This window comes from Luteimonas endophytica (assembly GCF_029887875.1).
Lineage (GTDB): Bacteria > Pseudomonadota > Gammaproteobacteria > Xanthomonadales > Xanthomonadaceae > Luteimonas > Luteimonas endophytica.
Genome location: NZ_JARXRM010000032.1, coordinates 36,440 through 56,793, shown reverse-complemented (window position 1 = coordinate 56,793; position 20,354 = coordinate 36,440). Strand labels below are relative to the sequence as shown.

20 protein-coding genes are annotated in these 20,354 nt (G+C 72.7%); 10 read left to right on the top strand and 10 right to left on the bottom strand.

Annotated elements, in window-relative coordinates; genetic code table 11:
• Nucleotides 1-8 precede the first annotated feature (8 nt).
• Both rng and QFW77_RS10340 read right to left on the bottom strand, forming a co-directional pair.
• Nucleotides 9-1,499, bottom strand: coding sequence for a ribonuclease G (gene rng / locus QFW77_RS10345; protein ID WP_280574565.1), 1,491 nt, complete (start codon nt 1,497-1,499; stop codon nt 9-11).
• Complete coding sequence (locus QFW77_RS10340; protein WP_280574697.1) at nt 1,496-2,095, bottom strand: Maf family protein; 600 nt, start codon at nt 2,093-2,095, stop codon at nt 1,496-1,498. Before QFW77_RS10340 ends, rng begins: the two co-directional genes overlap by 4 nt.
• A 124-nt stretch (nt 2,096-2,219) precedes the next feature.
• Here QFW77_RS10340 and QFW77_RS10335 point away from each other — a divergent pair, with 124 nt between their 5' ends.
• The 3 genes from QFW77_RS10335 to QFW77_RS10325 all read left to right on the top strand — a co-directional run bounded on the left by QFW77_RS10335 (nt 2,220) and on the right by QFW77_RS10325 (nt 4,081).
• The gene (locus tag QFW77_RS10335) at nt 2,220-2,948 is read left to right on the top strand and encodes an SIMPL domain-containing protein (protein ID WP_280574696.1); all 729 of its coding nucleotides are present in this window, start codon (nt 2,220-2,222) and stop codon (nt 2,946-2,948) included.
• A gap of 1 nt (nt 2,949) precedes the next feature.
• A complete protein-coding gene (locus tag QFW77_RS10330; RefSeq protein WP_280574564.1) occupies nt 2,950-3,138 on the top strand; it encodes a hypothetical protein in 189 nt (62 codons plus the stop codon).
• 214 nt (nt 3,139-3,352) lie between these two features.
• On the top strand, nt 3,353-4,081 hold the full coding sequence (locus QFW77_RS10325) for an energy transducer TonB (protein ID WP_280574562.1): 729 nt from the start codon (nt 3,353-3,355) through the stop codon (nt 4,079-4,081).
• A 53-nt stretch (nt 4,082-4,134) separates the two neighbouring features.
• Here QFW77_RS10325 and rlmH read toward each other — a convergent pair whose 3' ends face one another.
• From rlmH to leuS, 6 genes are read right to left on the bottom strand one after another with little or no spacing between them, the layout of a single operon-like run.
• Nucleotides 4,135-4,605, bottom strand: a complete 471-nt coding sequence (rlmH, locus tag QFW77_RS10320; RefSeq protein WP_280574561.1) for a 23S rRNA (pseudouridine(1915)-N(3))-methyltransferase RlmH — start codon at nt 4,603-4,605, stop codon at nt 4,135-4,137.
• Nucleotides 4,602-5,018 carry a ribosome silencing factor gene (rsfS, locus tag QFW77_RS10315; RefSeq protein WP_280574560.1) on the bottom strand — a complete coding sequence of 139 codons (417 nt, stop codon included), beginning with the start codon at nt 5,016-5,018 and terminating at the stop codon, nt 4,602-4,604. Before rsfS ends, rlmH begins: the two co-directional genes overlap by 4 nt.
• Before the next feature lie 28 nt (nt 5,019-5,046).
• The gene (nadD, locus tag QFW77_RS10310; protein WP_280574559.1) at nt 5,047-5,748 is read right to left on the bottom strand and encodes a nicotinate-nucleotide adenylyltransferase; all 702 of its coding nucleotides are present in this window, start codon (nt 5,746-5,748) and stop codon (nt 5,047-5,049) included.
• Complete coding sequence (gene holA, locus QFW77_RS10305) at nt 5,745-6,779, bottom strand: DNA polymerase III subunit delta (RefSeq protein ID WP_280574558.1); 1,035 nt, start codon at nt 6,777-6,779, stop codon at nt 5,745-5,747. The genes nadD and holA overlap by 4 nt, the downstream gene beginning before the upstream one ends.
• A gap of 31 nt (nt 6,780-6,810) precedes the next feature.
• Entirely contained in the window at nt 6,811-7,317 is a 507-nt protein-coding gene (locus QFW77_RS10300; RefSeq protein WP_280574557.1) for an LPS-assembly lipoprotein LptE, read from the bottom strand.
• 47 nt (nt 7,318-7,364) lie between these two features.
• The gene (gene leuS / locus QFW77_RS10295; protein WP_280574556.1) at nt 7,365-10,115 is read right to left on the bottom strand and encodes a leucine--tRNA ligase; all 2,751 of its coding nucleotides are present in this window, start codon (nt 10,113-10,115) and stop codon (nt 7,365-7,367) included.
• Nucleotides 10,116-10,265: 150 nt separating this feature from the next.
• Here leuS and QFW77_RS10290 point away from each other — a divergent pair, with 150 nt between their 5' ends.
• Both QFW77_RS10290 and QFW77_RS10285 read left to right on the top strand, forming a co-directional pair.
• Nucleotides 10,266-11,573: a metal-dependent hydrolase family protein gene (locus QFW77_RS10290; protein ID WP_280574555.1), complete on the top strand. Its 1,308-nt coding sequence runs from the start codon at nt 10,266-10,268 to the stop codon at nt 11,571-11,573.
• Nucleotides 11,570-11,821, top strand: a complete 252-nt coding sequence (locus tag QFW77_RS10285) for a SemiSWEET transporter (RefSeq protein WP_280574554.1) — start codon at nt 11,570-11,572, stop codon at nt 11,819-11,821. Before QFW77_RS10290 ends, QFW77_RS10285 begins: the two co-directional genes overlap by 4 nt.
• On the opposite strand, the gene QFW77_RS10280 is transcribed toward QFW77_RS10285, so the two are convergent.
• Nucleotides 11,812-12,393, bottom strand: a complete 582-nt coding sequence (locus QFW77_RS10280) for a DUF998 domain-containing protein (RefSeq protein ID WP_280574553.1) — start codon at nt 12,391-12,393, stop codon at nt 11,812-11,814. The two genes, QFW77_RS10285 and QFW77_RS10280, sit on opposite strands and share 10 nt — an antisense overlap.
• Nucleotides 12,394-12,551: 158 nt before the next feature.
• On the opposite strand from QFW77_RS10280, the gene trxA reads away from it, so the two are divergent.
• Together trxA and QFW77_RS10270 are read left to right on the top strand one after the other, a co-directional pair.
• Nucleotides 12,552-13,439, top strand: a complete 888-nt coding sequence (trxA, locus tag QFW77_RS10275) for a thioredoxin (RefSeq protein ID WP_280574552.1) — start codon at nt 12,552-12,554, stop codon at nt 13,437-13,439.
• Nucleotides 13,440-13,593: 154 nt separating this feature from the next.
• The gene (locus tag QFW77_RS10270; protein WP_280574551.1) at nt 13,594-14,043 is read left to right on the top strand and encodes a DUF4442 domain-containing protein; all 450 of its coding nucleotides are present in this window, start codon (nt 13,594-13,596) and stop codon (nt 14,041-14,043) included.
• Here QFW77_RS10270 and QFW77_RS10265 read toward each other — a convergent pair.
• Complete coding sequence (locus tag QFW77_RS10265; RefSeq protein WP_280574550.1) at nt 14,040-15,407, bottom strand: hypothetical protein; 1,368 nt, start codon at nt 15,405-15,407, stop codon at nt 14,040-14,042. The genes QFW77_RS10270 and QFW77_RS10265 overlap by 4 nt on opposite strands.
• A gap of 136 nt (nt 15,408-15,543) precedes the next feature.
• Between QFW77_RS10265 and QFW77_RS10260 the strand changes: the two genes are divergently transcribed.
• The 3 genes from QFW77_RS10260 to QFW77_RS10250 are packed head-to-tail and all read left to right on the top strand — an operon-like array spanning nt 15,544 to nt 20,211.
• Entirely contained in the window at nt 15,544-17,598 is a 2,055-nt protein-coding gene (locus QFW77_RS10260) for a protein kinase domain-containing protein (protein ID WP_280574549.1), read from the top strand.
• A 30-nt stretch (nt 17,599-17,628) separates the two neighbouring features.
• A complete protein-coding gene (locus QFW77_RS10255) occupies nt 17,629-18,306 on the top strand; it encodes a DUF502 domain-containing protein (RefSeq protein WP_280574547.1) in 678 nt (225 codons plus the stop codon).
• Nucleotides 18,307-18,363: 57 nt separating this feature from the next.
• Nucleotides 18,364-20,211, top strand: coding sequence for a DUF885 domain-containing protein (locus QFW77_RS10250; protein ID WP_425603315.1), 1,848 nt, complete (start codon nt 18,364-18,366; stop codon nt 20,209-20,211).
• The last annotated feature ends 143 nt before the right edge of the window (nt 20,212-20,354 follow it).

Here is a 20,354-nt window from a genome sequence, read left to right as displayed (position 1 = left end):
GCGCCGCTTCAGAGCAGCACGACATCGAACTGTTCCTGCAGGTACTGCTCGTCGGGCTGGAAGCGGATCGACTTGCCCAGGAACTCCTCCAGCTCGGCCACCGCCGCCGATTCCTCGTCGGTGATGCGCGCCACCACCTTGGGCGAGGCGATCACCAGCAGCCGCGCCGCCTCGAACTGGCGCACCGCGCGGGTGATCTCGCGGAAGATCTCGTAGGTCACCGTCTCCGAGGTCTTGAGCATGCCGCGCCCGCCGCAGGCGTGGCAGGGCTCGCTGAGCTGGCGTTGGAGGCTGTCCACGGTGCGCTTGCGGGTCATCTCCACCAGCCCCAGCGGCGAGAAGTCGTAGACCGTGGTCTTGGCGTGGTCGCGCGCCAGCGATTTCTCCAGGGTGCGCAACACCTGGCGGCGGTGTTCGGGATCCACCATGTCGATGAAGTCGATGATGATGATCCCGCCGAGGTTGCGCAGCCGCAGCTGCCGCGCCACCGCCTGCGCGGCCTCCAGGTTGGTCCGGTAGACGGTCTCCTCGAGGTTGCGCTGGCCCAGGAACGAACCGGTGTTGACGTCGACCGTGGTCATCGCCTCGGTCTGGTCGATCACCAGGTAGCCGCCGGACTTGAGCGGCACTTCCTTGTCCAGGGCGCGCTGGATCTCGTCCTCGACCCCGTACAGGTCGAACACCGGCCGCTCGCCGCCGTAGTGCTCGATCCTCTCGGCCAGGCCGGGCATGTACTGCGCGGCGAACCCGCGCAGCCGCTCCCAGGTCTCGCGCGAGTCGACCTTGACCTTCTCGACGTCGCGCCGCATCAGGTCGCGCACGGCGCGCATGGGCAGGGTCAGGTCCTCGTACACGCAGGTGCCCAGCCGGGCCTCGCGCACCTGCTGCTCGACCAGGGCCCAGACCCTTGCCAGATAGGCGATGTCCTCGGCCAGCGCCTCGGCCGGCTGACCCTCCGCGTTGGTGCGCACGATGTAGCCGTGGTTCGACCCGGCCAGCGCGAGTTCCGCCACCAGGCCCTTCAGCCGCGCACGCTCGGCCTCGTCCTCGATCCGCGCCGACACCCCGACCACGCTCGACTGCGGCAGCAGCACCAGATAGCGCGAGGGGATGCTGATCTGGGTCGTCAGCCGCGCGCCCTTGGAGCCGATCGGTTCCTTGACCACCTGCACCACCACGTCCTGGCCTTCGCGCAGCAGCTCGGCGATCGGCAGCACCGGCGGCGGTGCCTGCGGCGCCGCGGCCTCGCCGTCGATCTCGGCGGGGGGCAGCGAGCGCATCACGTCGTTCGCGTGCAGGAACGCGGCGCGCTCCAGGCCGATCTCGACGAACGCCGCCTGCATGCCCGGCATCACCCGCTGCACCCGGCCCTTGTAGATATTGCCGACCACTCCCCGGCTCCAGCCGCGCTCGATGTGCAGTTCCTGCAGCATGCCGTTCTCGACCACCGCCACGCGGGTTTCGCGCGGGGTGACGTTGACCAGGATCTCCTCGGTCATGGCGCCACCGCGGTCGCGGCCGCACCGGCGACCGCGGGCAGCAGGCCGGCCGCGCGCAACAGGCCGTCGGTTTCGTACAGCGGCAGCCCCATCACCCCCGAGTAGCTGCCTTCGAGCCGCTCGACGAACGCCTCCGCCGCGCCCTGGATCGCATAGGCCCCGGCCTTGCCCATGGCCTCGCCACCGTCGACGTAGGCGGCGATGCGCTCCTCGGACAACGGTGCGAACCGCACCCGGGTCACCGCCACCGCCTCGTGTTCGGCGTCCGGCAACGCCAGCACCACCGCGGAAATCGCCAGGTGGGTTCGGCCGGACAGGCGGCGCAGCATCGCCATCGCGTCCTCGCGGTCTGCGGGCTTGCCGAACACCAGGTCGTCCAGCACCACCTCGGTGTCGGCGCCGAGCACGGCGTCGGCGCCGCCGAGCAGCCGCGAGCCCGCCCGCGCCTTGTCGCGCGCCACCCGGCGCACGTAGGCTTCGGGCGACTCGCCGGGCGAGCGCACTTCCGGGATGTCGAGGTCGAGGGGCACGAACGGCACGCCGAGGCGCCCCAGGAGTTCGCGGCGGCGGGGGGATTTCGAGGCCAGATGCAGCATCGCCACAGGATACCCCGCCCCCCCGGCATGGCCGCGCCCGCCCGCCCCTCGACCCCGTTCCGGCTCACGACCCGTTCACCGGTCCGATTCGACCCTGTCCCCATCGATCCAGGAGATCCGCATGATCCGTCAATCCCTGCTCCCCCTGTTGCTGGCCGCCGCGCTCGCCGCCCCCACCGCCGCCGCGCAGGCGCCGGCCGTCCCGCAGGCCGCCGCCAGCGACGGCACCCTGCTCTCGATCTCGGCGCAGGCCGAGGCGAGCCGGGTGCCCGACGTGGCCACGCTTTCGGCCGGGGTGGTGACCCAGGCGCCCGACGCCAACGCCGCCCTGCGCGCCAACGCCGCGCAGATGCAGCAGCTGATGGCGGCGGTGCGCGAGGCCGGCATCGCCGACAAGGACACCCAGACCAGCGGCCTGAGCGTGCACCCCCAGTACCGCCACGACGGCGACAGCGCCCCGGTCATCACCGGCTACCAGGCCAGCAACACGGTCTCCCTGAAGGTCCGCGACATCGGCTCGCTCGGCGACGTGCTCGATGCCCTGGTCGCCAGCGGGGCTAATCAGGTGAACGGGCCGAGCTTCGAGATCGACCAGCCCGACGAGGCCTACGACGAGGCGCGCCGCGGCGCCCTGGCCAAGGCGCGGGAGCGCGCGGAGATGTACGCCGAATCGCTGGGCCTGCGGGTACGCCGCATCGTCAGCATCAGCGAGGGCGGCGGCTTCATGCCCCCGCCGATGCCGATGATGCGGATGCGGGCCGAAGCGCAGGACATGGCCGCCTCCAGCCCGGTCTCTCCCGGCGAGAGCACGCTGACCGCCAACCTCGATGTCGTCTTCGAACTGGGGCGCTGAGATGACCCCGGATAGGAACCCCGGCAAATCCACTCCCGCCGGCCGCGACGACGACAAGTCGGGCTACGCCGAGCGGCTGCCCCGCGACGGCGACGACGCACGCAACGTCGGCAAGCCGCCGAAGACCGATCCGGATGCCGGCGGCCTCCAGCGCGACCCCGAGGACGACGCCGACACCACCGACGACTGACCGCTCCGTTGGGTCACGACTGCGGCGACGGACGGCGCGGCGACGCGCCGTCCGTCGTTGCCGTCGCGCCGGTCGTCCGCCGAGGGTTGCCGCCTTCGCCGCGCCGGCGCAGCGTGGAATCGCTGTCGAGCCGGTCGCCGGATGCGGAACCCGCCTGACCCCGCACCGTCCGTCCGGCCGTTGTCCGTCACGTACGACAACCCGGAGGTGGATCATGGTCCCGCAGCACGCCCACGCGCACGTCCGTTCGCACGCTCCCGCACCGGCCCGCCCGCCCGCCGGCGATCATCACCCCCACCCCGACCCGGTCCGCATCGCGGGCATCAGCGGCGCCCTGCTGCTCAACATCGTCGCCCTGGCGCTGCTGCTGGTGCCGGTGGCCAACCCGGCGCTGATCGCGCCGCCGGAGGCCCGCGACCTCGAGATGCGCTGGATCGAACCGCGGCCGGTGCCGCCGGATCCGCCCCCGCGCGTCGAGGTCGAGCCGGAGCGGCCCGCTCCACCGGTGGCGCGCACGCAGTCGCCGCCCCGGCCCGTCGACCCGGCGCCCACGCCGGCGCCGGTGATCGTGGAGACCGGCCTGCTTCCCGCACCCCCGATGGTGGAACCGCCCGCGTCGGGACCCGCCACACCGGCGATGGAAACGCCGCCCGGGCCGGCCACGGGGATGCGTCTGGAGTACGCGAGCGCCCCGGCGCCGCGCTATCCCCGCGACGCGATCGTCGGCGGTCTGCAGGGCACGGTGCTGCTCGAGGTGCTGGTCGACGTGGACGGCTCGCCGCTGGAAGTGAGGATCCACCGGAGCAGCGGCCACCGGGTGCTCGATGCCAGCGCGCGCCGCCACGTGCTGCGCCACTGGCGCTTCCGCCCCGCCGTCCGAGACGGCCGGCCGGTGCAGGCGATCGGGCTGGTGCCGATCGACTTCGACCTCGACCGCGGGTGAACCGCGCGGCTGCCGGGACGACAGGGCGCGCAGCTCCGTCGTCCCGGCGTGCCCTAGGCCCGGTGGTAGGGGTGGTTGGCCAGCATCGCCGCGGCGCGGTAGAGCTGCTCGGCGGCGACCAGCCGCACCAGCATGTGCGGCAGGGTCAGCGGACCCAGCGACCAGCGCTCGTCGGCGCGCGCCTGGACCTCTTCGGCGTGGCCCTCGGGCCCGCCGATCAGCAGCGCGAGGTCGCGGCCGAGGCCGCGCCAGTGTTCCAGCCGCTGCGCCAGCTGTTGCGAACCGTGGGCGCGGCCGCGGCCGTCCAGCGCCACCACCTGGGCGCTCTTCGGCAACGCCGCCAGCACCCGCGCGCCCTCGTCCTGGATCGCGCGCGCCGGATCGCGGCCCTTGCCGCGCAGGCCCGGCTCGATCTCGACCAGTTCCAGCGGCAGCCAGTGCGACAGCCGCTTGCGGTATTCGGCGAAGCCTTCGGCCACCCATGCGGGCGGGCGTTCGCCGACGGCGATCAGCCGCGCCTTCAACGCGCGGCGGGGTTCCCGCCGTCGCCTTCGTCCGGCGGCTGGTCGCCGACCGTCCACAGGCGCTCCAGCGCGTAGAACTCGCGGATCCGCGGCAGCATGACGTGCACCACCACGTCGCCCAGGTCGACCAGCACCCACTCCGCCTCGCGTTCGCCCTCGACCCCCAGCGGCTGCACGTCCAGGCGCTTGGCGTACCTGACCACCTCCTCGGCGATGGACTTGACGTGGCGGCTGGAGGTGCCCGAGGCCACCACCATGTAATCGCACACGCTGGTCTTGCCGCGCACGTCGATCTCGACGACGTCCTTCGCCTTGAGTTCTTCGATGGCGTTGCGCACGTGGGCGAGCAGCACCTCGACCGGGGGCGGCGGATCCGGCAGGCGGGTCTTGATGACTTGGGCGGGGCTGGTCAAAGCACTGGACTCTGGGATGAGCGGGCGATTATAGCGGAGCGGCCCCGGCGCCACCGTCACCACCGCCGTCACGGTAGAGGCCGTGGTGGTCGATATAGCCGGCCACGGCCGCGGGCAGCAGTCTCCGCCAGTCGCCGCCGGCGGCGATCAGCGCGCGCAGCCGGGTGGCCGACTCCCCGCTCAGCGGCTGCTGCAGGCGCAGGATCCGCCCCGCCGGTACCCGGCGCAGCGCCGCGGCATCCGCCCCGCCACGCGCCTCGAGCTCGGCGGCCAGCGGTGCGGCGAGGTCGCCGAGCGGGCTGCCGGCGCGCTCGGCGATCACCAGATGGGCCAGGCTGAACAGGTCTCTCCAATCCTTCCACGACATCAGTCCGGCGAAGCTGTCGGCCCCCAGCAGCAGCGCCACCGAAGCGCACGGTCGCCCGCGACGCAGCGCGCGCAAGGTCTCCACCGTGTAGCTGCGACCGCCGCGTTCCAGCTCGCGCCGGTCCATGCACAGCTCCCGCTCCTCCGCCAGCGCCAGGCGCAGCATCGCCGCGCGGTGCTCGGCGCTCGCGCCCGGCGGCGGTCGGTGCGGCGGATCGCCCGCCGGCATCAGCCGGACCGGGCAGTGCAGGCGGTCGCGCGCCGCGCGGGCGATGGCGAGATGGCCGTTGTGCACCGGATCGAAGGTGCCGCCGTAGAACAGCAGCAGGTCCGGCGCCGGCGCGCTGCCGCCAGGATCGGTCATGGCTGCCCGAGCAGCGCCATCGCGCGCGGCTCGGCGACCGCCAGCAGCAGCCGTTCGAGCACCTGCCAGGCGTCGCCGGCCGCGCGGCCCTTGGCGATGCGGTCGATGCGGCCGGCCTCGGCCAGGAACCGCTCCCAGCGGCCGGCGCCGTGGCGCTGCAGCGCGCGCCGGTACACCGCCTGCTTCGATTCCCAGACCCGCTGCGCCCGGAATTCGCCGGCCAGGTTGCCGCCGCGCGCCTGCACCTGCGCCAGCGCCGCCGCACGCTGCAGCTCCATCACCACCATGCCCATCAGCGCCGGCACCGCCTCGCCCTCGGCGCGCAGGCCGCCAAGCATGCGCGAGACCTGCGCGGGCTGGCCGTTGAGCGCGGCGTCGACAAGGCGGAACACGTCGTAGCGCGCGGCATCGGCCACCAGCGCCTCCATGCGCGCGGCATCGAGCGGGGTGCCGTCGGCCAGCAGCGCGAGCTTGTCGACTTCCTGCGCCGCCGCCAGCAGGTTGCCTTCGACCCGCTCGGCCAGCCGCAGCACCGCGTCCCGGTCCGCGGCCACCCCCCGGCTGCGCAGCCGCCGCTCGATCCAGTCGGCCATCTCGTGCGGCTTGATCGCCCAGGCCACCACCACCCGGCCGATCCTGGCGATCGCCTCGCTCCACTTGCCGCCGTGCTGGCGGCTCCACTCCCCGCCGGTCACCAGCAACAGCACGTCGGCGGGCGGATCCTCGCAGAACGCGGCGATCGCCGCCGCCCCTTCCTTGCCGGGCTTGGTGGTGGGCAGGCGGATCTCCACCACCCGGCGGCTGGCGAACAGGCTCGGGGCGCGGAACGTCGCCTCGACCGCGCCCCAGTCGAAGCCGCGACCGTCGGCCTCGAAGACCTCGCGCTCGGCGAAGCCCTCCGCGCGCGCCCTGGCGCGCACCGCGTCGGCGGCCTCGAGCACCCGCAGCGGCTCCGGGCCGGCGATGAGATAGGCGCGGTCCAGCGGCCCGCCCTCGAGCTGCGCCGCCAGCCGTTCCGGGGTCAGTTCCACGGCGCCAGCGGCGCGCGGGCGGCAGCCGCGGTCACGGCATCGGCTGGCGCGAGGCGCCGTCGATGCGGCGGATGATCGAAGCGGTCATCTCGCGCTGGAGCTCGCGCTCGAGCAGGTCGCGCTCGCTGTCGGTGCCGATCAGGTCGTCGGGGCTGGCAACGTAGTCGCGCGAAAGCTCCACCGCCTGTTGCGGCACGAGGTCCTCGCCGGCGGCGTCCTGCAACCGGAACACCACCGCGTAGCGCAGCGCGTACTCCTGGGCCCGGCCGCGGGCGTCGATGCTGATCGGCGTGGACGCCCACCGCTCCGAGAGGATGGCGAGCGTGGCCGTGTTCTCGGCCTGACGGGTGGCTCGCCTGACCTCCGCCCCGGAGCGCCCGAGCGCCTGCGCCAGCGCCTCGGGCAGCGGGCTGTACGGATCGCGCGCCACCACCTGGACCGGGCCGAGGTCCGGAGGCAGCGACAGCGCGCTGCGCAGATGGAAGCCGCAACCGGCCAGGGCGAGGACGAGGAGCGCGATGAAGGCGGGTCTGATCATGGCCGGAGTCTGGAGGAGGCGGCGGCTGGCGGCAAGATCGTGCCGGCTCATGCGACCACCACGTTCACGATCTTGCCCGGCACCACGATCACCTTGCGGACAATGCCATCGCCGATGAAGCGCCCGACATTGGGTTCGGCCAGCGCCAGGGCTTCGATCGCCGCGCGATCGGCGTCCACCGGCACCTCGATGGTCCCGCGCAGCTTGCCGTTGACCTGGACCGCCAGGGTCACCGCGTCGCGCTGCAGCGCGGCCGGGTCCGGCTGCGGGAACGGCACGTCCTCCAGCAGCGCCTCGGGATGGCCGAGCCGCTGCCACAGCGCGTGGCTGGCGTGGGGGGTGATCGGGTTGAGCAGCAGCACGATCGCCTCGAACGCCTCCTGGCGCAGCGCGCGGCCGTTGTCGCTCCGATCCTCGAACCTGGCCAGGTGGTTGAGCAATTCCATCACCGCGGCGATGGCGGTGTTGAAGCTGTGGCGGCGGCCGTAGTCGTCGCCCACCTTCTGGATGGTCTCGTGCAGCTGCCGGCGCAGGGTCTTCTGCGCCGGGGTCAGCGCGCCGCGGTCGAGCGGCGGTGCGCCGTCGGCGGCATGCCGGGCCACCTGCGCCCAGAGCCGGCGCAGGAACCTGGACATGCCCTCGACGCCGGCCTCGTTCCACTCCAGCGACTGCTCCGGCGGCGCGGCGAACATCGAGAACAGCCGCACCGTGTCCGCCCCGTACTTGTCCACCATCGACTGCGGGTCGACGCCGTTGTTCTTCGACTTGGACATCTTCTCGACGCCGCCGACATGCACCGGCTGCCCGTCGGCCTTCGCCCGCGCGCCGGTGACGCGGCCGCGCTCGTCGCGTTCGACGTCGACGTCCGCGGGGTTGATCCACTCCTTCGCGCCGTCGGGCTGTTCGCGGTAGAAGGTCTCGGCGATCACCATGCCCTGGGTGAGCAGGTTCGCCGCCGGCTCGTCGCTGTGCACCAGCCCGGCGTCGCGCATCAGCTTGTGGTAGAAGCGGAAGTACAGCAGGTGCAGGATCGCGTGCTCGATGCCGCCGATGTACTGGTCCACCGGCGTCCAGTAGTCGGCGCGGGCATCGACCATGTCGGTCGCGCCAGGCGAGGTGTAGCGCGCGTAGTACCAGCTCGACTCCATGAAGGTGTCGAAGGTGTCGGTTTCGCGCTCGGCGCTGCCGCCGCACTGCGGGCAGCTGGTCCTGCGCCATTCCGGGTCGGCCTTGAGCGGCGACTGCACCAGGCCGCTGGCGAACGCCGCCTCGACGTCCTCCGGCAACAGCACCGGCAGTTGCTCCTCCGGCACCGGCACCGCACCGCAGGCCTGGCAGTGGATCACCGGGATCGGACAACCCCAGTAGCGCTGCCGGCTCACGCCCCAGTCGCGCAGGCGGAAGTTCACCCGCCTGCCGCCGCGGCCTTCGCCCTCCAAGCGCGCGGCCAGGGCGTCGAACGCCTGCTGGAAATCCATCCCGTCCAGCTCGCCGGAATCGACCAGCCAGCCGCGCCCGGTCCAGGCGCCCCGCTCGGCGATGCCGCGACGGAAATCCTCGACCACCTGCACCGCGGCGCCGGTGTCGTAGGCGTCGACCGCAGCGGCGGCGCCCAGCGCGCTGCGCATCGGGTCGGCATGGCTGTCGACGTCGCGGCCGATCTCGTCCAGCGCGTCGCGGACCTCGGTCGGCACCACCACCATGCGGATCGGCAGCCCGTAGGTCCTGGCGAACTCCCAGTCGCGCTGGTCGTGGCCCGGCACCGCCATCACCGCGCCGGTGCCGTAGCCCATCAGCACGAAATTGGCGACCCACACCGGGATGCGCTCGCCGGTCAGCGGATGCACCGCGCGCAGGCCGGTATCCATGCCGCGCTTGACCTGGGTCTCCAGCTCGGCCTCCGACACCCCGCCGCGGCGCAGGTCCTGGACGAACTCCGCCAGCTCCGGATTGCCGCGCACGGCATGCTGCGCCAGCGGATGCTCGGCCGCCACCGAGAGGAAGGTCACCCCCATCAGCGTGTCGGGGCGGGTGGTGTAGACCTCGACGCGCTGGTCAAGGCCGTCGATGTCGAAGGCGATCTCGAGCCCCTCGCTGCGGCCGATCCAGTTGCGCTGCATGGTGCGCACCGATTCGGGCCAGCCGTCCAGGTCGTCCAGGCCGTCGAGCAGCTCCTGGGCGTAGGCGGTGATCTTCAGGAACCACTGCGGGATCTCGCGCTTCTCGACCACCGCGCCCGAGCGCCAGCCGCGGCCGTCGACCACCTGCTCGTTGGCCAGCACCGTCTGGTCGATCGGGTCCCAGTTGACCACCGCGTTGCGGCGGTAGGCCAGGCCCTTCTTCAGCAGGCGCACGAACATGCGCTGCTCGTGGACGTAGTAGTCGGGCCGGCAGGTGGCGAACTCGCGGCTCCAGTCGATCGCGTAGCCCAGCGACTTGAGCTGCGCACGCATGTGGTCGATGTTGGCGTAGGTCCACTTCGCCGGCGCCGTGCGGTTCTTGATCGCCGCGTTCTCGGCGGGCAGGCCGAAGGCGTCCCAGCCCATCGGCTGCAGCACGTTCCTCCCGGTCATCCGCTGGTAGCGGCTGATCACGTCGCCGATGGTGTAGTTGCGCACATGCCCCATGTGCAGCGCGCCGGAGGGGTACGGCAGCATCGACAGGCAGTAGAACTTCGGCCGCGGGTCCCCCTCGCCCACCTGGTAGGCGCGGGTCGCGTCCCAGAAGCGCTGGGCGGCGGCCTCGACGGCGGCGGGCCGGTAGGCGGACGGATCGGCTGCGGAGGACGCTTCGGACACGGCAGGCATCGGGGAAAAGGGACCGGCAAGCCTACCGCAGCGCAACACGCACCGCCACGCGGATCCGGTCGCGGCGGACCGGCGTGGCCGCGGCCCGGCGACCGCCCGGGCTGTGCTTCAATTCAGGCTTCGTCAACGGGGAACCCGACCATGCCCAACCCGACCGCCCGCACCGCGCTCGCCGCCCTGTCCCTGCTTCTTCCCGTCGCCGCGGCGGCGGCCGGCCCCAGCGCCGTGCACTGCGGCAAGCTGTTCGACGCGCGCAGCGGCCGGATGCTGGGGCCGCACACCATCCTGGTACGCGACGGCCGCATCGACTCGCTGGTCTCGGGCGGCAACGCCAGCGTCGTCGGCGTCGAGGACATCGACCTGCGCGACCGGGTCTGCCTGCCCGGCTGGACCGACCTGCACGTGCACCTCGGCTCGCAGTCGAGCCCGCAGAGCTATTCCGAGGGTTTCCGGCTGGATCCGGTGGACTATGCGTTCCGCGCCGTCGGCTACGCCGAGAAGACCCTGCTGGCCGGCTTCACCACCGTCCGCGATCTCGGCGGCGAGGTCGCTCCCCACCTGCGCGACGCGATCAACCAGGGTCTGGTGCGCGGCCCGCGGATCTTCGCCGCCGGCAAGTCCATCGCCACCACCGGCGGCCACGCAGACCCCAGCAACGGCTACAACTCGATGCTCTCGCATCTGATGGGTCCACCGGGGCCCACCGAGGGGGTGATCAATTCTGTGGACGAGGCCCGCCAGGCGGTGCGCCAGCGCTACAAGGAGGGCAGCGACGTGATCAAGATCACCGCCACCGGCGGGGTGCTCTCCTACGCCCGCTCCGGCGACGCCCCGCAGTTCACCGAGGACGAGGTCCGCGCCGTGGTCGAGACCGCGCGCGACTACGGCTATCGCGTGGCCGCCCACGCCCACGGGACCGAGGGCATGAAGCGCGCGGTCGAGGCCGGGGTGACCAGCATCGAGCACGGCACCCACATGACCGACGAGGTGATGCGGCTGATGAAGCAGCACGGCACCTGGTACGTGCCGACCATCCACGCCGGCCGCTTCGTCGCCGAAAAGGCCAAGGAGGACGGCTATTTCCCCGCGATCGTGCGTCCCAAGGCCGCCGCGATCGGCGCCCAGATCCAGGAGACCTTCGCCCGCGCCTGGCGGGCGGGCGTGCCGATCGCGTTCGGCACCGACATGGGCGTCGGCCCCCACGGCGACAACGCGCGCGAGTTTCTCTACATGGTCGAGGCCGGCATGCCGGCGGCCGAGGCCCTGCGTGCGGCCACCGTGCATGCCGCCGAGGTCCTGGGGGTGGACGACCAGGGAACGCTCGAGCCGGGCCACCGCGCCGACATCATCGCCCTGGCCGCCGATCCGCTCGAGGACATCGATGCCGTGCTGGACGTGCGCTTCGTGATGAAGGACGGCGAAGTGTTCCTCGGGCCGGAGCCGCGATGAGCCCCGAATGGCTCGGCTACGCCGCGGCCGTGCTGACCACCCTCGCGTTCGTGCCCCAGGCGCTCAAGACCATCCGCAGCCGCGATACCCGCGGCCTGTCGCTGGGCATGTACGTGGTGTTCACGATCGGAATCGGCTTCTGGTTCGCCTACGGGGTGGCGCTCGGCTCGTGGCCGATGATCCTCGCCAACCTGGTGACCTTCGCGCTGGCGGCCACGATTCTCGCGCTGAAGCTGCGCTACGGCTGAGCGGCGGTGGCGTCGCGCCGGAGCCACGGCGCCACCGCCAGCCAGACGAACCAGGCCGCGAACGCCAGGCGCTGCGCCAGCGCCCGCGGCAGCGGCTCCAGCGGCAGCAGCGCCAGGGCGCCGGCGGCGATCGCGGCGAGCACCCCCGCCACGCGCAACCGGGGCACCGTCGCCAGCAGCAGGACGCCCGGCAGGAACGCCAGCAGCCACAGCAGCCAGGCGCTGCCGTGCAGGCGCCCGCTGCCACCGTCGAGTTCGCGCAGGTCCAGCGGCAGCAGCCCCTGCGCGGCGAAGGCCAGCGCCGACAGCAGCAGCATCCGCGCGCCGATGCGCGGCCCCCAGCCTGCCGCGGGCGGCAGGTCGCGATACACGGCCAGGGCCGCGGCGGCCGCCAGCAGCCCCGGCAGCACCAGCCCCAGCGCGTTGAACGCCGCCGCACCGGGCACGCCGCCGGCGCCGAGCAGCGCCACTGGGTGCTGCAGGTGCGAATAGCCCGGCGGCAGCAGCGCGAAGCCGGCCACCGCCGACGCGAACAGCGCGCCCGCAAGCCAGCCGGCGTGTCGGGCCGCCATCCATCTCCAGCCTGCCGCCATGGTCTCTCCTCGTCGTCGCAGGTGCCCGGGGAACCCGCGCAGCGTAACCCGCAGTGGTGCGTCCGCCGGCGGATGACGGTTGGATTCGGCGGCATCTGGCACCATCTGCTCCTGAACGCCGCCAGGAACCGCACCGGATGCCCCCGCAAACCCCCAGCCCGCACGTTTTCGACGCCACCGCCGCCAACTTCGAGTCCGAGGTCCTGCAGAAGTCGCTGCAGACGCCGGTCCTGATCGATTTCTGGGCCGAATGGTGCGGGCCGTGCAAGGCGCTCGGCCCGATCCTGGAGAAGCTGGCCGCCGAATACAACGGCGCCTTCCTCCTGGCCAAGGTCGACGTCGACAGCGAGCAGCAGCTCGCGGCGGCCTTCCAGGTGCGCTCGATCCCCACCGTCTTCCTGCTGGTGGGCGGGCAGCCGGTGGACGGGTTCCCCGGCGCGCTGCCGGAGGGCCAACTGCGCGAATTCCTGCAGCGCCACGGCATCGAACCCGCGCCGCCGGCGCTGGCCGGCATCGAGGGCGACGGCGCCCAGGCCGCTGCCGCGCCGCCGCCCGACCCGCACGCGGAAGTCCAGCGGCTACGCGGCGAGGTGGAAGCGGCGCCGGACCGGGACGAGCTCAAGCTCGACCTCGCCCTCGCGCTGCTGCGCACCGGCGCGGCGGCCGAGGCCGAGCGCCTGCTCGACGCGCTCCCCGCCAACCTGGCGACCGACGACCGCAGCGTGCAGGCGCGGGCGCGCCTCGGGTTCGCGGCGCTGCTGCAGGAGGCACCGCCCCCGGACGCCCTGGAAGCGGCGATCGCGGCCGATCCGGGCGACCTGCGCGCGCGCCACCTGCTCGGTGCGCACCGCATCGTCGCCGGCGATGCCGAGGCCGGCCTGGAGCAGTTCCTCGAGATGCTCAAACGCGACGCCGGCTACGGCGACGGCCTGCCCAAGCGCGCGCTGATCGACGCCTTCCGGGTGGTCGACGACGCCGCCCTGGTCGGGCGCTACCGCCGGCGGATGGCGTCGCTGCTGTTCTGAGCCGCGACCGGCGACGACGGCCGCGGCGCGGGTCGATCTTCGCCGCGCAACGGCGCGCTCGAAGTCGGCAGGCCCGGGCCGGGGAGGCGGGCGACGACCTGTCCATACCTTCGCGTATGGTACCCTCCCCTCTCCTGATCCGCCTCCCGCACCGATGCGACCCAGCACCTTGCGCCTGGTCATGAACCTGTGGCCGCCGTTCCTGTTCTCCGGAATCCACGTCGACCACATCGGCGCCGACTGGCGCAGCGCCCGGGTGGAGCTGCGGATGCGCCCGTGGAACCGCAACTACGTGGGCACCCACTTCGGCGGCAGCCTGTTCGCGATGACCGATCCGTTCTGGATGCTGCTGGTCAAGGAGTCGATCGGCCGGGACCACCTGGTGTGGGACCGCGCCGCCGAGATCGAATTCCGCAAGCCCGGCCGCGGCACGGTCCGCGCCGACTTCGTCCTCGACGAGCGCACCCTGGCCACGATGCGCGACGCCACCGCCGACGGCGACAAGTACCTGCACTGGTTCGACACCGACGTCGTCGACACCGCCGGCGAAGTGGTGGCGCGGCTGCGCAAGCAAGTCTACGTGCGGCGCAAGCCGGGCCGCTAGGGCCTGCCGGTTCGCGGCGCCGCAGCCAACGGCGGCGGCAGCTTCACCTTCCATTCGTCCTGGCCCGCCTGGAACAGCGCGATCCTCAGGCCCGCCCCGTCGGCGGTCGGGGCGAGTGCGCGGGCGCGGCTTCCAGCCAGTTCGCCGGGCATCGCCGCCAGCAGCGAGCGGGCGGACGTCGCGGGATCTTCCGCCGCCCGCTCCCGCATCCACTGCAGTGCGCGCAGCAGCCGCCACCGCGCCTCGGTGTCCAGCATCCTGTGCTGGTAGTCGAGATACGCCGGTCCGCCGATGTCGGCGAGAATGCAGCCGCTCGCGTTGGCGATGCACTCCGGCCGCCACCATCGCCCGCCGCGCTCGGGCGGGCCCTGGGGCAGATCCCGCCGCAATGCGGCGTTGGCTTCGGCCGTGCAGAACCATGCGGCGTTCTGCGCCGTCAATGCCGCGGTCGCGCCGGGATCGAAGAACGGGTCGAACTGCGGCCTGCGATCCTCCGGGGCGAACAGTTGCCGCACGTTCCGTTCCACCAGCCGCCACTCTCCGCGCATCGCCTCGCAGAGACCGGCTGGCGGCGCCTGCGCATCCGCCCGCAGGGCCGCGCAGCCGGCGGGCAAGGGATGCGACGGCGGCAGCTCCCCCAGCATGTCCGCCAGCAGCCGCGCATGGCCGTTCGCCGCCGTGCTGGCCACCATCGCCACCACCAGCGAGTCCGAACGTCCCATGAGCCGGCGCCATCCCGTGGCCGCGGCGCAGCTGCGCGCAAGCGCGCCGTCGACCTCGCCCTCGACGTAGGCCAGGGCATTGGCCGTGAGCGGCAGGTCCAGCCCGGCGAGGTCCGGGAACGGCGCATCGACGGCGGGCGGAAAGGCGTTGCGATAGTGGCCGTAGGCGGGGATCGCGACGGCGCGTTCGAGCAGCCGCGCCTGGCGTTCGACCAGGGACCGGTACACATCGGGCCTGCTGCGCACCTTGGCCAGGCAGTCGTCCCCGCGCAGCCCGCAGGCGACCCGGCCGTCGCCGCGCTCCGCCGGCAGCCGCTCGTGTCGGTCTTCGGCCAGCGAGCGGAATGCCGCCGCGGCCGCGGGCCGCTTCGGGTCCATCGGCGGCAGCGCGTCGACCTGCGCAGCGAAGCGTCGCGCATCCTCGCGCGCCAGCGCCTCCTGCGCTTCTTCCGGCACGTCCCAGCCCAGCAGCCACAGCGCCGCGAAAGCGTTGCGACCCGGCTGCGGTTCCTCTCGTTGCATCACCGCCAGGGCATCGCGCTGCGCTGGCGTTGCCCCGCGCCAGCGCGACCAGCCCCACAGCGCGACCACCGCCACGACCAGCCCGAGCAGGACGGCGAACGCCGCTCGCAAGCCCCTCACCGCAGCCCCCGTTCCAACCTTCGGTCCGGCCATCCTGCCAGATCTGGGCACCGGCTCGAAGGGGCCGGGCCGTGATCCGGGTTCACAACCTCGTGGCGCCGGATCGCTATGCTTTCCGGTGGAGCAAGGGGGCCGGATGTCGGAGAGAACGAGCCAGCGCGACGACGCGCCGCTGCCGGAGATTGCCGGTTACAGGCTGCTGCGGGTGATCGCGCACGGCGGCATGTCCACCGTGTATCTCGCCAGGCAGGAAGCGCTCGGGCGCGAAGTGGCGATCAAGGTGATGCGCCCGGAGGCGCTGTCGGACGAGGTCAGCAGGCGCCGCTTCGAGAACGAGGCGCGCACCATCGGCCGCCTGGAACATCCGCACATCGTCGGCATCTACCAGATCGGGCGCACCGCCGCGGACCTGCCCTACTACGTGATGCCGCACATGCCGCGCGGGCACCTGGGACAGCGCGATCTCGCCGGCGACGAGGAGAAGGTGCGCGAGATCCTGCGCGCGCTGCTCTCGGCGCTTTCCTACGCGCACGCGCGCGGCGTGATCCACCGCGACGTGAAGGCCGAGAACGTGCTGTTCGACGAGGCCGAGCGGCCGCTGCTGGCCGACTTCGGCATCGCCCTGCGCCGCGGCTACGGCAGTCGCGTCACCAGCGCCGGACTGGCGCTGGGCAGCACCGCCTACATGGCGCCGGAGCAAGCCCGTGGCGAGGAAGTGGACCCGCGCGCCGACCTCTACAGCGTCGGCGTGCTGGCCTGGGAGATGCTGACCGGTGAGCTGCCGTTCAAGGCCGGCGATGCGCTGTCGATGGCGGTGATGCACGCCCAGGACCCGGTGCCGCGGCTGCCGCGCCACCTGCGCCACTGGCAGCGCTTCATCGACAAGGCGATGGCAAAGGGACCGCTCAAGCGGTTTCTAGACGCCGACGACATGCTGCGTGCGCTGGGTCGGGTCTCGCGCCGCGGCCCGAGGCGCGCGGAGGCGCTGCAGGAGGCGGTGCGCGGCCTGCCGGCGCGGCTGCGCGCGCTGCCGCGCGCAGCCTGGGTGGTCGCCGGCCTGGTCGTCGCCGCCGCTGCCGGCCTGGCGCTGCGCCAAGCCGGCAGCGATGGCGGCGGCGAGTTCTTCCGCGCCGGCGACCCCGAGGCCCGGACCGCGAGCGGTCCCGGACTGCCGTCGCCCACCGCGGGCAGCGCCGGCATGCTCGCCAACCCCGACGATGCGCTGCTGCGCGCCGCTCCCGAATCGCAGGCCAGCCGGCTGATCGAGACGGCTGGGCGGCAGATCCGGGCCGGGCGCCTGTACGCGCCCGCCAGCGACAACGCCTTCGACAGCCTGACCAATGCCGCCGCCGCCGACCCGGATCACCTGCAACTGCCGCAGGCGGTCGATTCGCTGGCTTCGGCGCTGGCCGCCGAAGCGGGACGACGGATCCGCGCCGGCGACGTCGAGGCGGCGATCGAACCGCTGCAGCGGCTGGCGCAGCTGTCGGAACGGATGCCCTCCGGCGCCGTCGCCGGCCTCGCGGAGCTGCGGCGCAAGGTCGCCGCGGCGATGACCGCGCGCATCGACGCCGAGGCTGCGCACTTCGATCGCGAGGCGGCCGTCGAGGTGGCGGAACTGGCGCGCGGCGCCGCGCTGGACGCGGCCACCGTCGCCGCGCTGCGAAGGCGCGCGGCGGCGGTTCCGGCCGTCGGCGAGCAGCTCCCCGGCGAATCCTCCGGCATGACCGTGATGCGCAAGGGCGAGGGCGCCTATGCGCTGGCGCGCCGCACGGTGGGGCTGGACGACTATCGCCGCTTCGCCACGGCCACCGGGCGCGAAGCGGCGCTGTGCCGGGAGCGCGCCTCGGTCTTGCGGGTGTTCTCGCCGCGCGACTGGACCTCGCCCGGATTCGCGCAGGCCGGCGGCGATGCCGTGGTCTGCGTGTCCTGGGCCGATGCCGAGGCCTACGCGCGCTGGCTGAGCGAACGCAACGGCCACCGCTACCGGCTGCCGACCGCGAGCGAAGCCACCGGCCTGGCGTACCAATCCGGCGCGACCCCGGTCGCCGAATGGCTGCTCGACTGCGCCAGCGACTGCTCGCGGCGGCGGATCCGTGGCGCCAGCTGGCGCGACGGCGGCCAGGCCCGCGATGGCGACGCTTCGCGCGGCTACGACGACGTCGGCTTCAGGCTGGTGCGCGAACCCTGATCCGGCCCGCACGCGGGCTAAGATGCGTCCATGTCGCAGCCACCCTCGCTCGCCCGGCGCCTGCAGCGCCTGTTCCTCGCCGGTCTGCTCACCCTGCTGCCGATCTGGCTGACCTGGGTGGTGGTCAAGTTCGTGTTCGTACTGCTCGGCGATGCCAGCAAGCCGTGGGTCGGCCCGCTGTCGCGGCGGATCGCGGCCTGGTTCCCCGATTCGCTGGGCTGGTTCGATGCGCTCTGGGTGCAGAACTTCATCGCCCTGGCCGCGACGGTGGCGGTGATCCTGGCGGTCGGCTGGCTGACCCGGCGCGTGGTCGGCCAGCGCCTGCTGGGCTGGTTCGAGCGGCTGGTCGCGCGCATCCCGCTCGCCAACACCATCTACTCCAGCGCGCGCAAGCTGCTCGACATCCTGCAGACCAAGCCGGGCACCACCCAGCGCGTGGTGCTGATCGATTTTCCACATCCGGAAATGAAATCGGTGGGGCTGGTCACGCGGGTGATGCGCGAGATCGGCAGCGGCCGCGAGCTGGCCGCGGTGTACGTACCGACCACGCCGAATCCGACCTCCGGATACCTCGAGATCGTCCCGGTGGAGCGGCTCACCCCGACCGACTGGACCGTCGACCAGGCGATGGCTTTCATCATTTCCGGCGGCGCCTCCGCGCCCGACTCGATCCCGTTCGCGACTCCGGCGCAGCGCCCGCCCGCCTGAGCGCGCCGGGTGACCTTTGGCCCATGCCCGGCGCCGGGCCAGCGGCGAGGCTGGCGTCTGCCCACGCCCGGAACCGCCATGATCCCGCGCCCGCTCGCACTCGTCCTTCCGCTCGCGCTGGCCGCCGCCCTGGCGGCGTGCGGGCCCGCCCCGGACACCGGGAGCAACCCCAAACCGGAGGCCGCCGCCGGCCAGGAACGGGCCGGGGACCGCGCCGCCCGCCTGACCGGGCTCTACGAGGAGTTCTGGGAGCAGACCCTGCAGCTCAACCCGGTGCAGGCGACGTTCCAGGGCGACCACCGCTACGACGACCAGCTGCCCGACTTCGGCTCCGCGGAGTACCGCCAGCAGGTGCACGACTTCAACACCCGCTGGCTGCAGCGCGTCGAGGACATCGGCGAGGCCGGCCTGGAGGGCCAGGACCTGCTGAGCTACCGGATCTTCGTGCGCGAGCGCCGCGACGCGCTGGAGGCCGAGCGCTTCCCGTCCTGGATGCTGCCGGTCAACCAGATGGGCAGCCTGGCCAGCTACGCGGTGATGCTCGGCTCGGGCTCGGTCGCGCAGCCCTTCAAGACGGTGAAGGACTACGAGAACTGGCTCGCGCGCGCCTCGCGCATCCCGGTGCTGCTCGACACCGAGATCGCCAACATGCGCGCCGGCATCGAGGCCGGCGTGGTCCAGCCGCGGGTGGTGATGGAGAAGGTGCTGCCGCAGATGGACGCGGTGATCACCGACGATCCGCAGAAGAGCCAGTTCTGGGGCCCGATCGCGAACATGCCCGAGGACTTCTCCGCCGCGGACCGCGAACGCCTCACCGCCGCCTACCGCGAACTGATCGCCGAGCGGATCATGCCGGCGCTGCGCAAGCAGCGCGACTTCATCGCGAACGAGTACCTGCCTGCGACCCGCGACTCGGTCAGCCTCGCCGAGCTGCCCGGGGGAGCCGACTGGTACGCGTTCTCGGCCCGCCAGAGCACCACCACCGACCTGCCGCCGGAGCGGATCCACCAGATCGGCCTGGACGAGGTGGCGCGCATCCACGGCGAGATCCGCGGGGTCATGGAGGACGTCGGCTTCGAAGGCTCGCTGCAGGAGTTCTTCGCGTTCATGCAGAGCGACCCGCAGTTCCAGTTCGAGTCCGAGGACGCGCTGCTCGCCCACTACCGCGGCCTGGAGGCCAAGGTCAACGAGCGCGTCGGCGAACTGTTCTCGCTGACCCCCGAGGCGGGCTTCGAGATCCGCCCGGTCGAGGCGTTTCGCGCCGAGTCGGCGGCCGGGGGGTCGTACATGACGCCGAGCGAGGACGGCAGCCGCCCCGGCATCTTCTACGTCAACACCCACGACCTGCCGACCCGCAAGACCTGGGACGCCGAGGACCTGTTCCTGCACGAGGCGATTCCCGGCCATCACTTCCAGCTGGCCCTGCAGCAGGAGCTCGAGGGCGTGCCCGCGTTCCGGCGCTTCGGCGGCGAGACCGCCTTCATCGAGGGCTGGGGCCTGTACTCGGAAGGCCTCGGCCGCGACCTGGGCCTGTACACCGATCCCTACAGCTATTTCGGCCGCCTGCAGGGCGAACTGTGGCGCGCGGTACGGCTGGTGGTCGACACCGGGCTGCACAGCAAGGGCTGGACCCGGCAGCAGGTGCTCGACTACATGTTCGAGAACTCCTCGGTCAGCGAGCCGGACGCGATCGCCGAGGCCGAGCGCTACATCGCCTGGCCGGGCCAGGCGCTGGCCTACAAGATCGGTGAGCTCAAGATCAAGGAGCTGCGCGCCAGGGCCGAGCAGGCGCTCGGCGACCGCTTCGACGTGCGCGCCTTCCACGCCGAGGTGCTGAAGGACGGCTCGGTGCCCTTGGAGGTACTGGACGCCAAAATCGACCGCTGGATCGCCGACCAAGCCTGACCGGCCGATCCCCGTAGAGCGGAGCTCGCTCCGCTGCTCTTCCCGAAAAGAGGGGCGCGCTCCTTGCCTCGGCGCGCCCCGCGTCTGCTCGGAAGCCACCGCGGTGTCCAGGGCCGGTGCGGCGCCCCGGGGCGGGACCGTCG

Bases quoted from the DNA above. Each gene is read 5' to 3' on its own strand.
- rng (WP_280574565.1), bottom strand. From the start codon at position 1,499: ATGACCGAGGAGATCCTGGTCAACGTCACCCCGCGCGAAACCCGCGTG.
- QFW77_RS10330 (WP_280574564.1), top strand. From the start codon at position 2,950: ATGACCCCGGATAGGAACCCCGGCAAATCCACTCCCGCCGGCCGCGAC.
- nadD (WP_280574559.1), bottom strand. From the start codon at position 5,748: ATGACCGATCCTGGCGGCAGCGCGCCGGCGCCGGACCTGCTGCTGTTC.
- QFW77_RS10300 (WP_280574557.1), bottom strand. From the start codon at position 7,317: ATGATCAGACCCGCCTTCATCGCGCTCCTCGTCCTCGCCCTGGCCGGT.
- QFW77_RS10340 (WP_280574697.1), bottom strand. From the start codon at position 2,095: ATGCTGCATCTGGCCTCGAAATCCCCCCGCCGCCGCGAACTCCTGGGG.
- QFW77_RS10270 (WP_280574551.1), top strand. From the start codon at position 13,594: ATGCGACCCAGCACCTTGCGCCTGGTCATGAACCTGTGGCCGCCGTTC.
- QFW77_RS10325 (WP_280574562.1), top strand. From the start codon at position 3,353: ATGGTCCCGCAGCACGCCCACGCGCACGTCCGTTCGCACGCTCCCGCA.
- QFW77_RS10285 (WP_280574554.1), top strand. From the start codon at position 11,570: ATGAGCCCCGAATGGCTCGGCTACGCCGCGGCCGTGCTGACCACCCTC.
- QFW77_RS10255 (WP_280574547.1), top strand. From the start codon at position 17,629: ATGTCGCAGCCACCCTCGCTCGCCCGGCGCCTGCAGCGCCTGTTCCTC.
- QFW77_RS10290 (WP_280574555.1), top strand. From the start codon at position 10,266: ATGCCCAACCCGACCGCCCGCACCGCGCTCGCCGCCCTGTCCCTGCTT.
- QFW77_RS10280 (WP_280574553.1), bottom strand. From the start codon at position 12,393: ATGGCGGCCCGACACGCCGGCTGGCTTGCGGGCGCGCTGTTCGCGTCG.
- trxA (WP_280574552.1), top strand. From the start codon at position 12,552: ATGCCCCCGCAAACCCCCAGCCCGCACGTTTTCGACGCCACCGCCGCC.
- QFW77_RS10260 (WP_280574549.1), top strand. From the start codon at position 15,544: ATGTCGGAGAGAACGAGCCAGCGCGACGACGCGCCGCTGCCGGAGATT.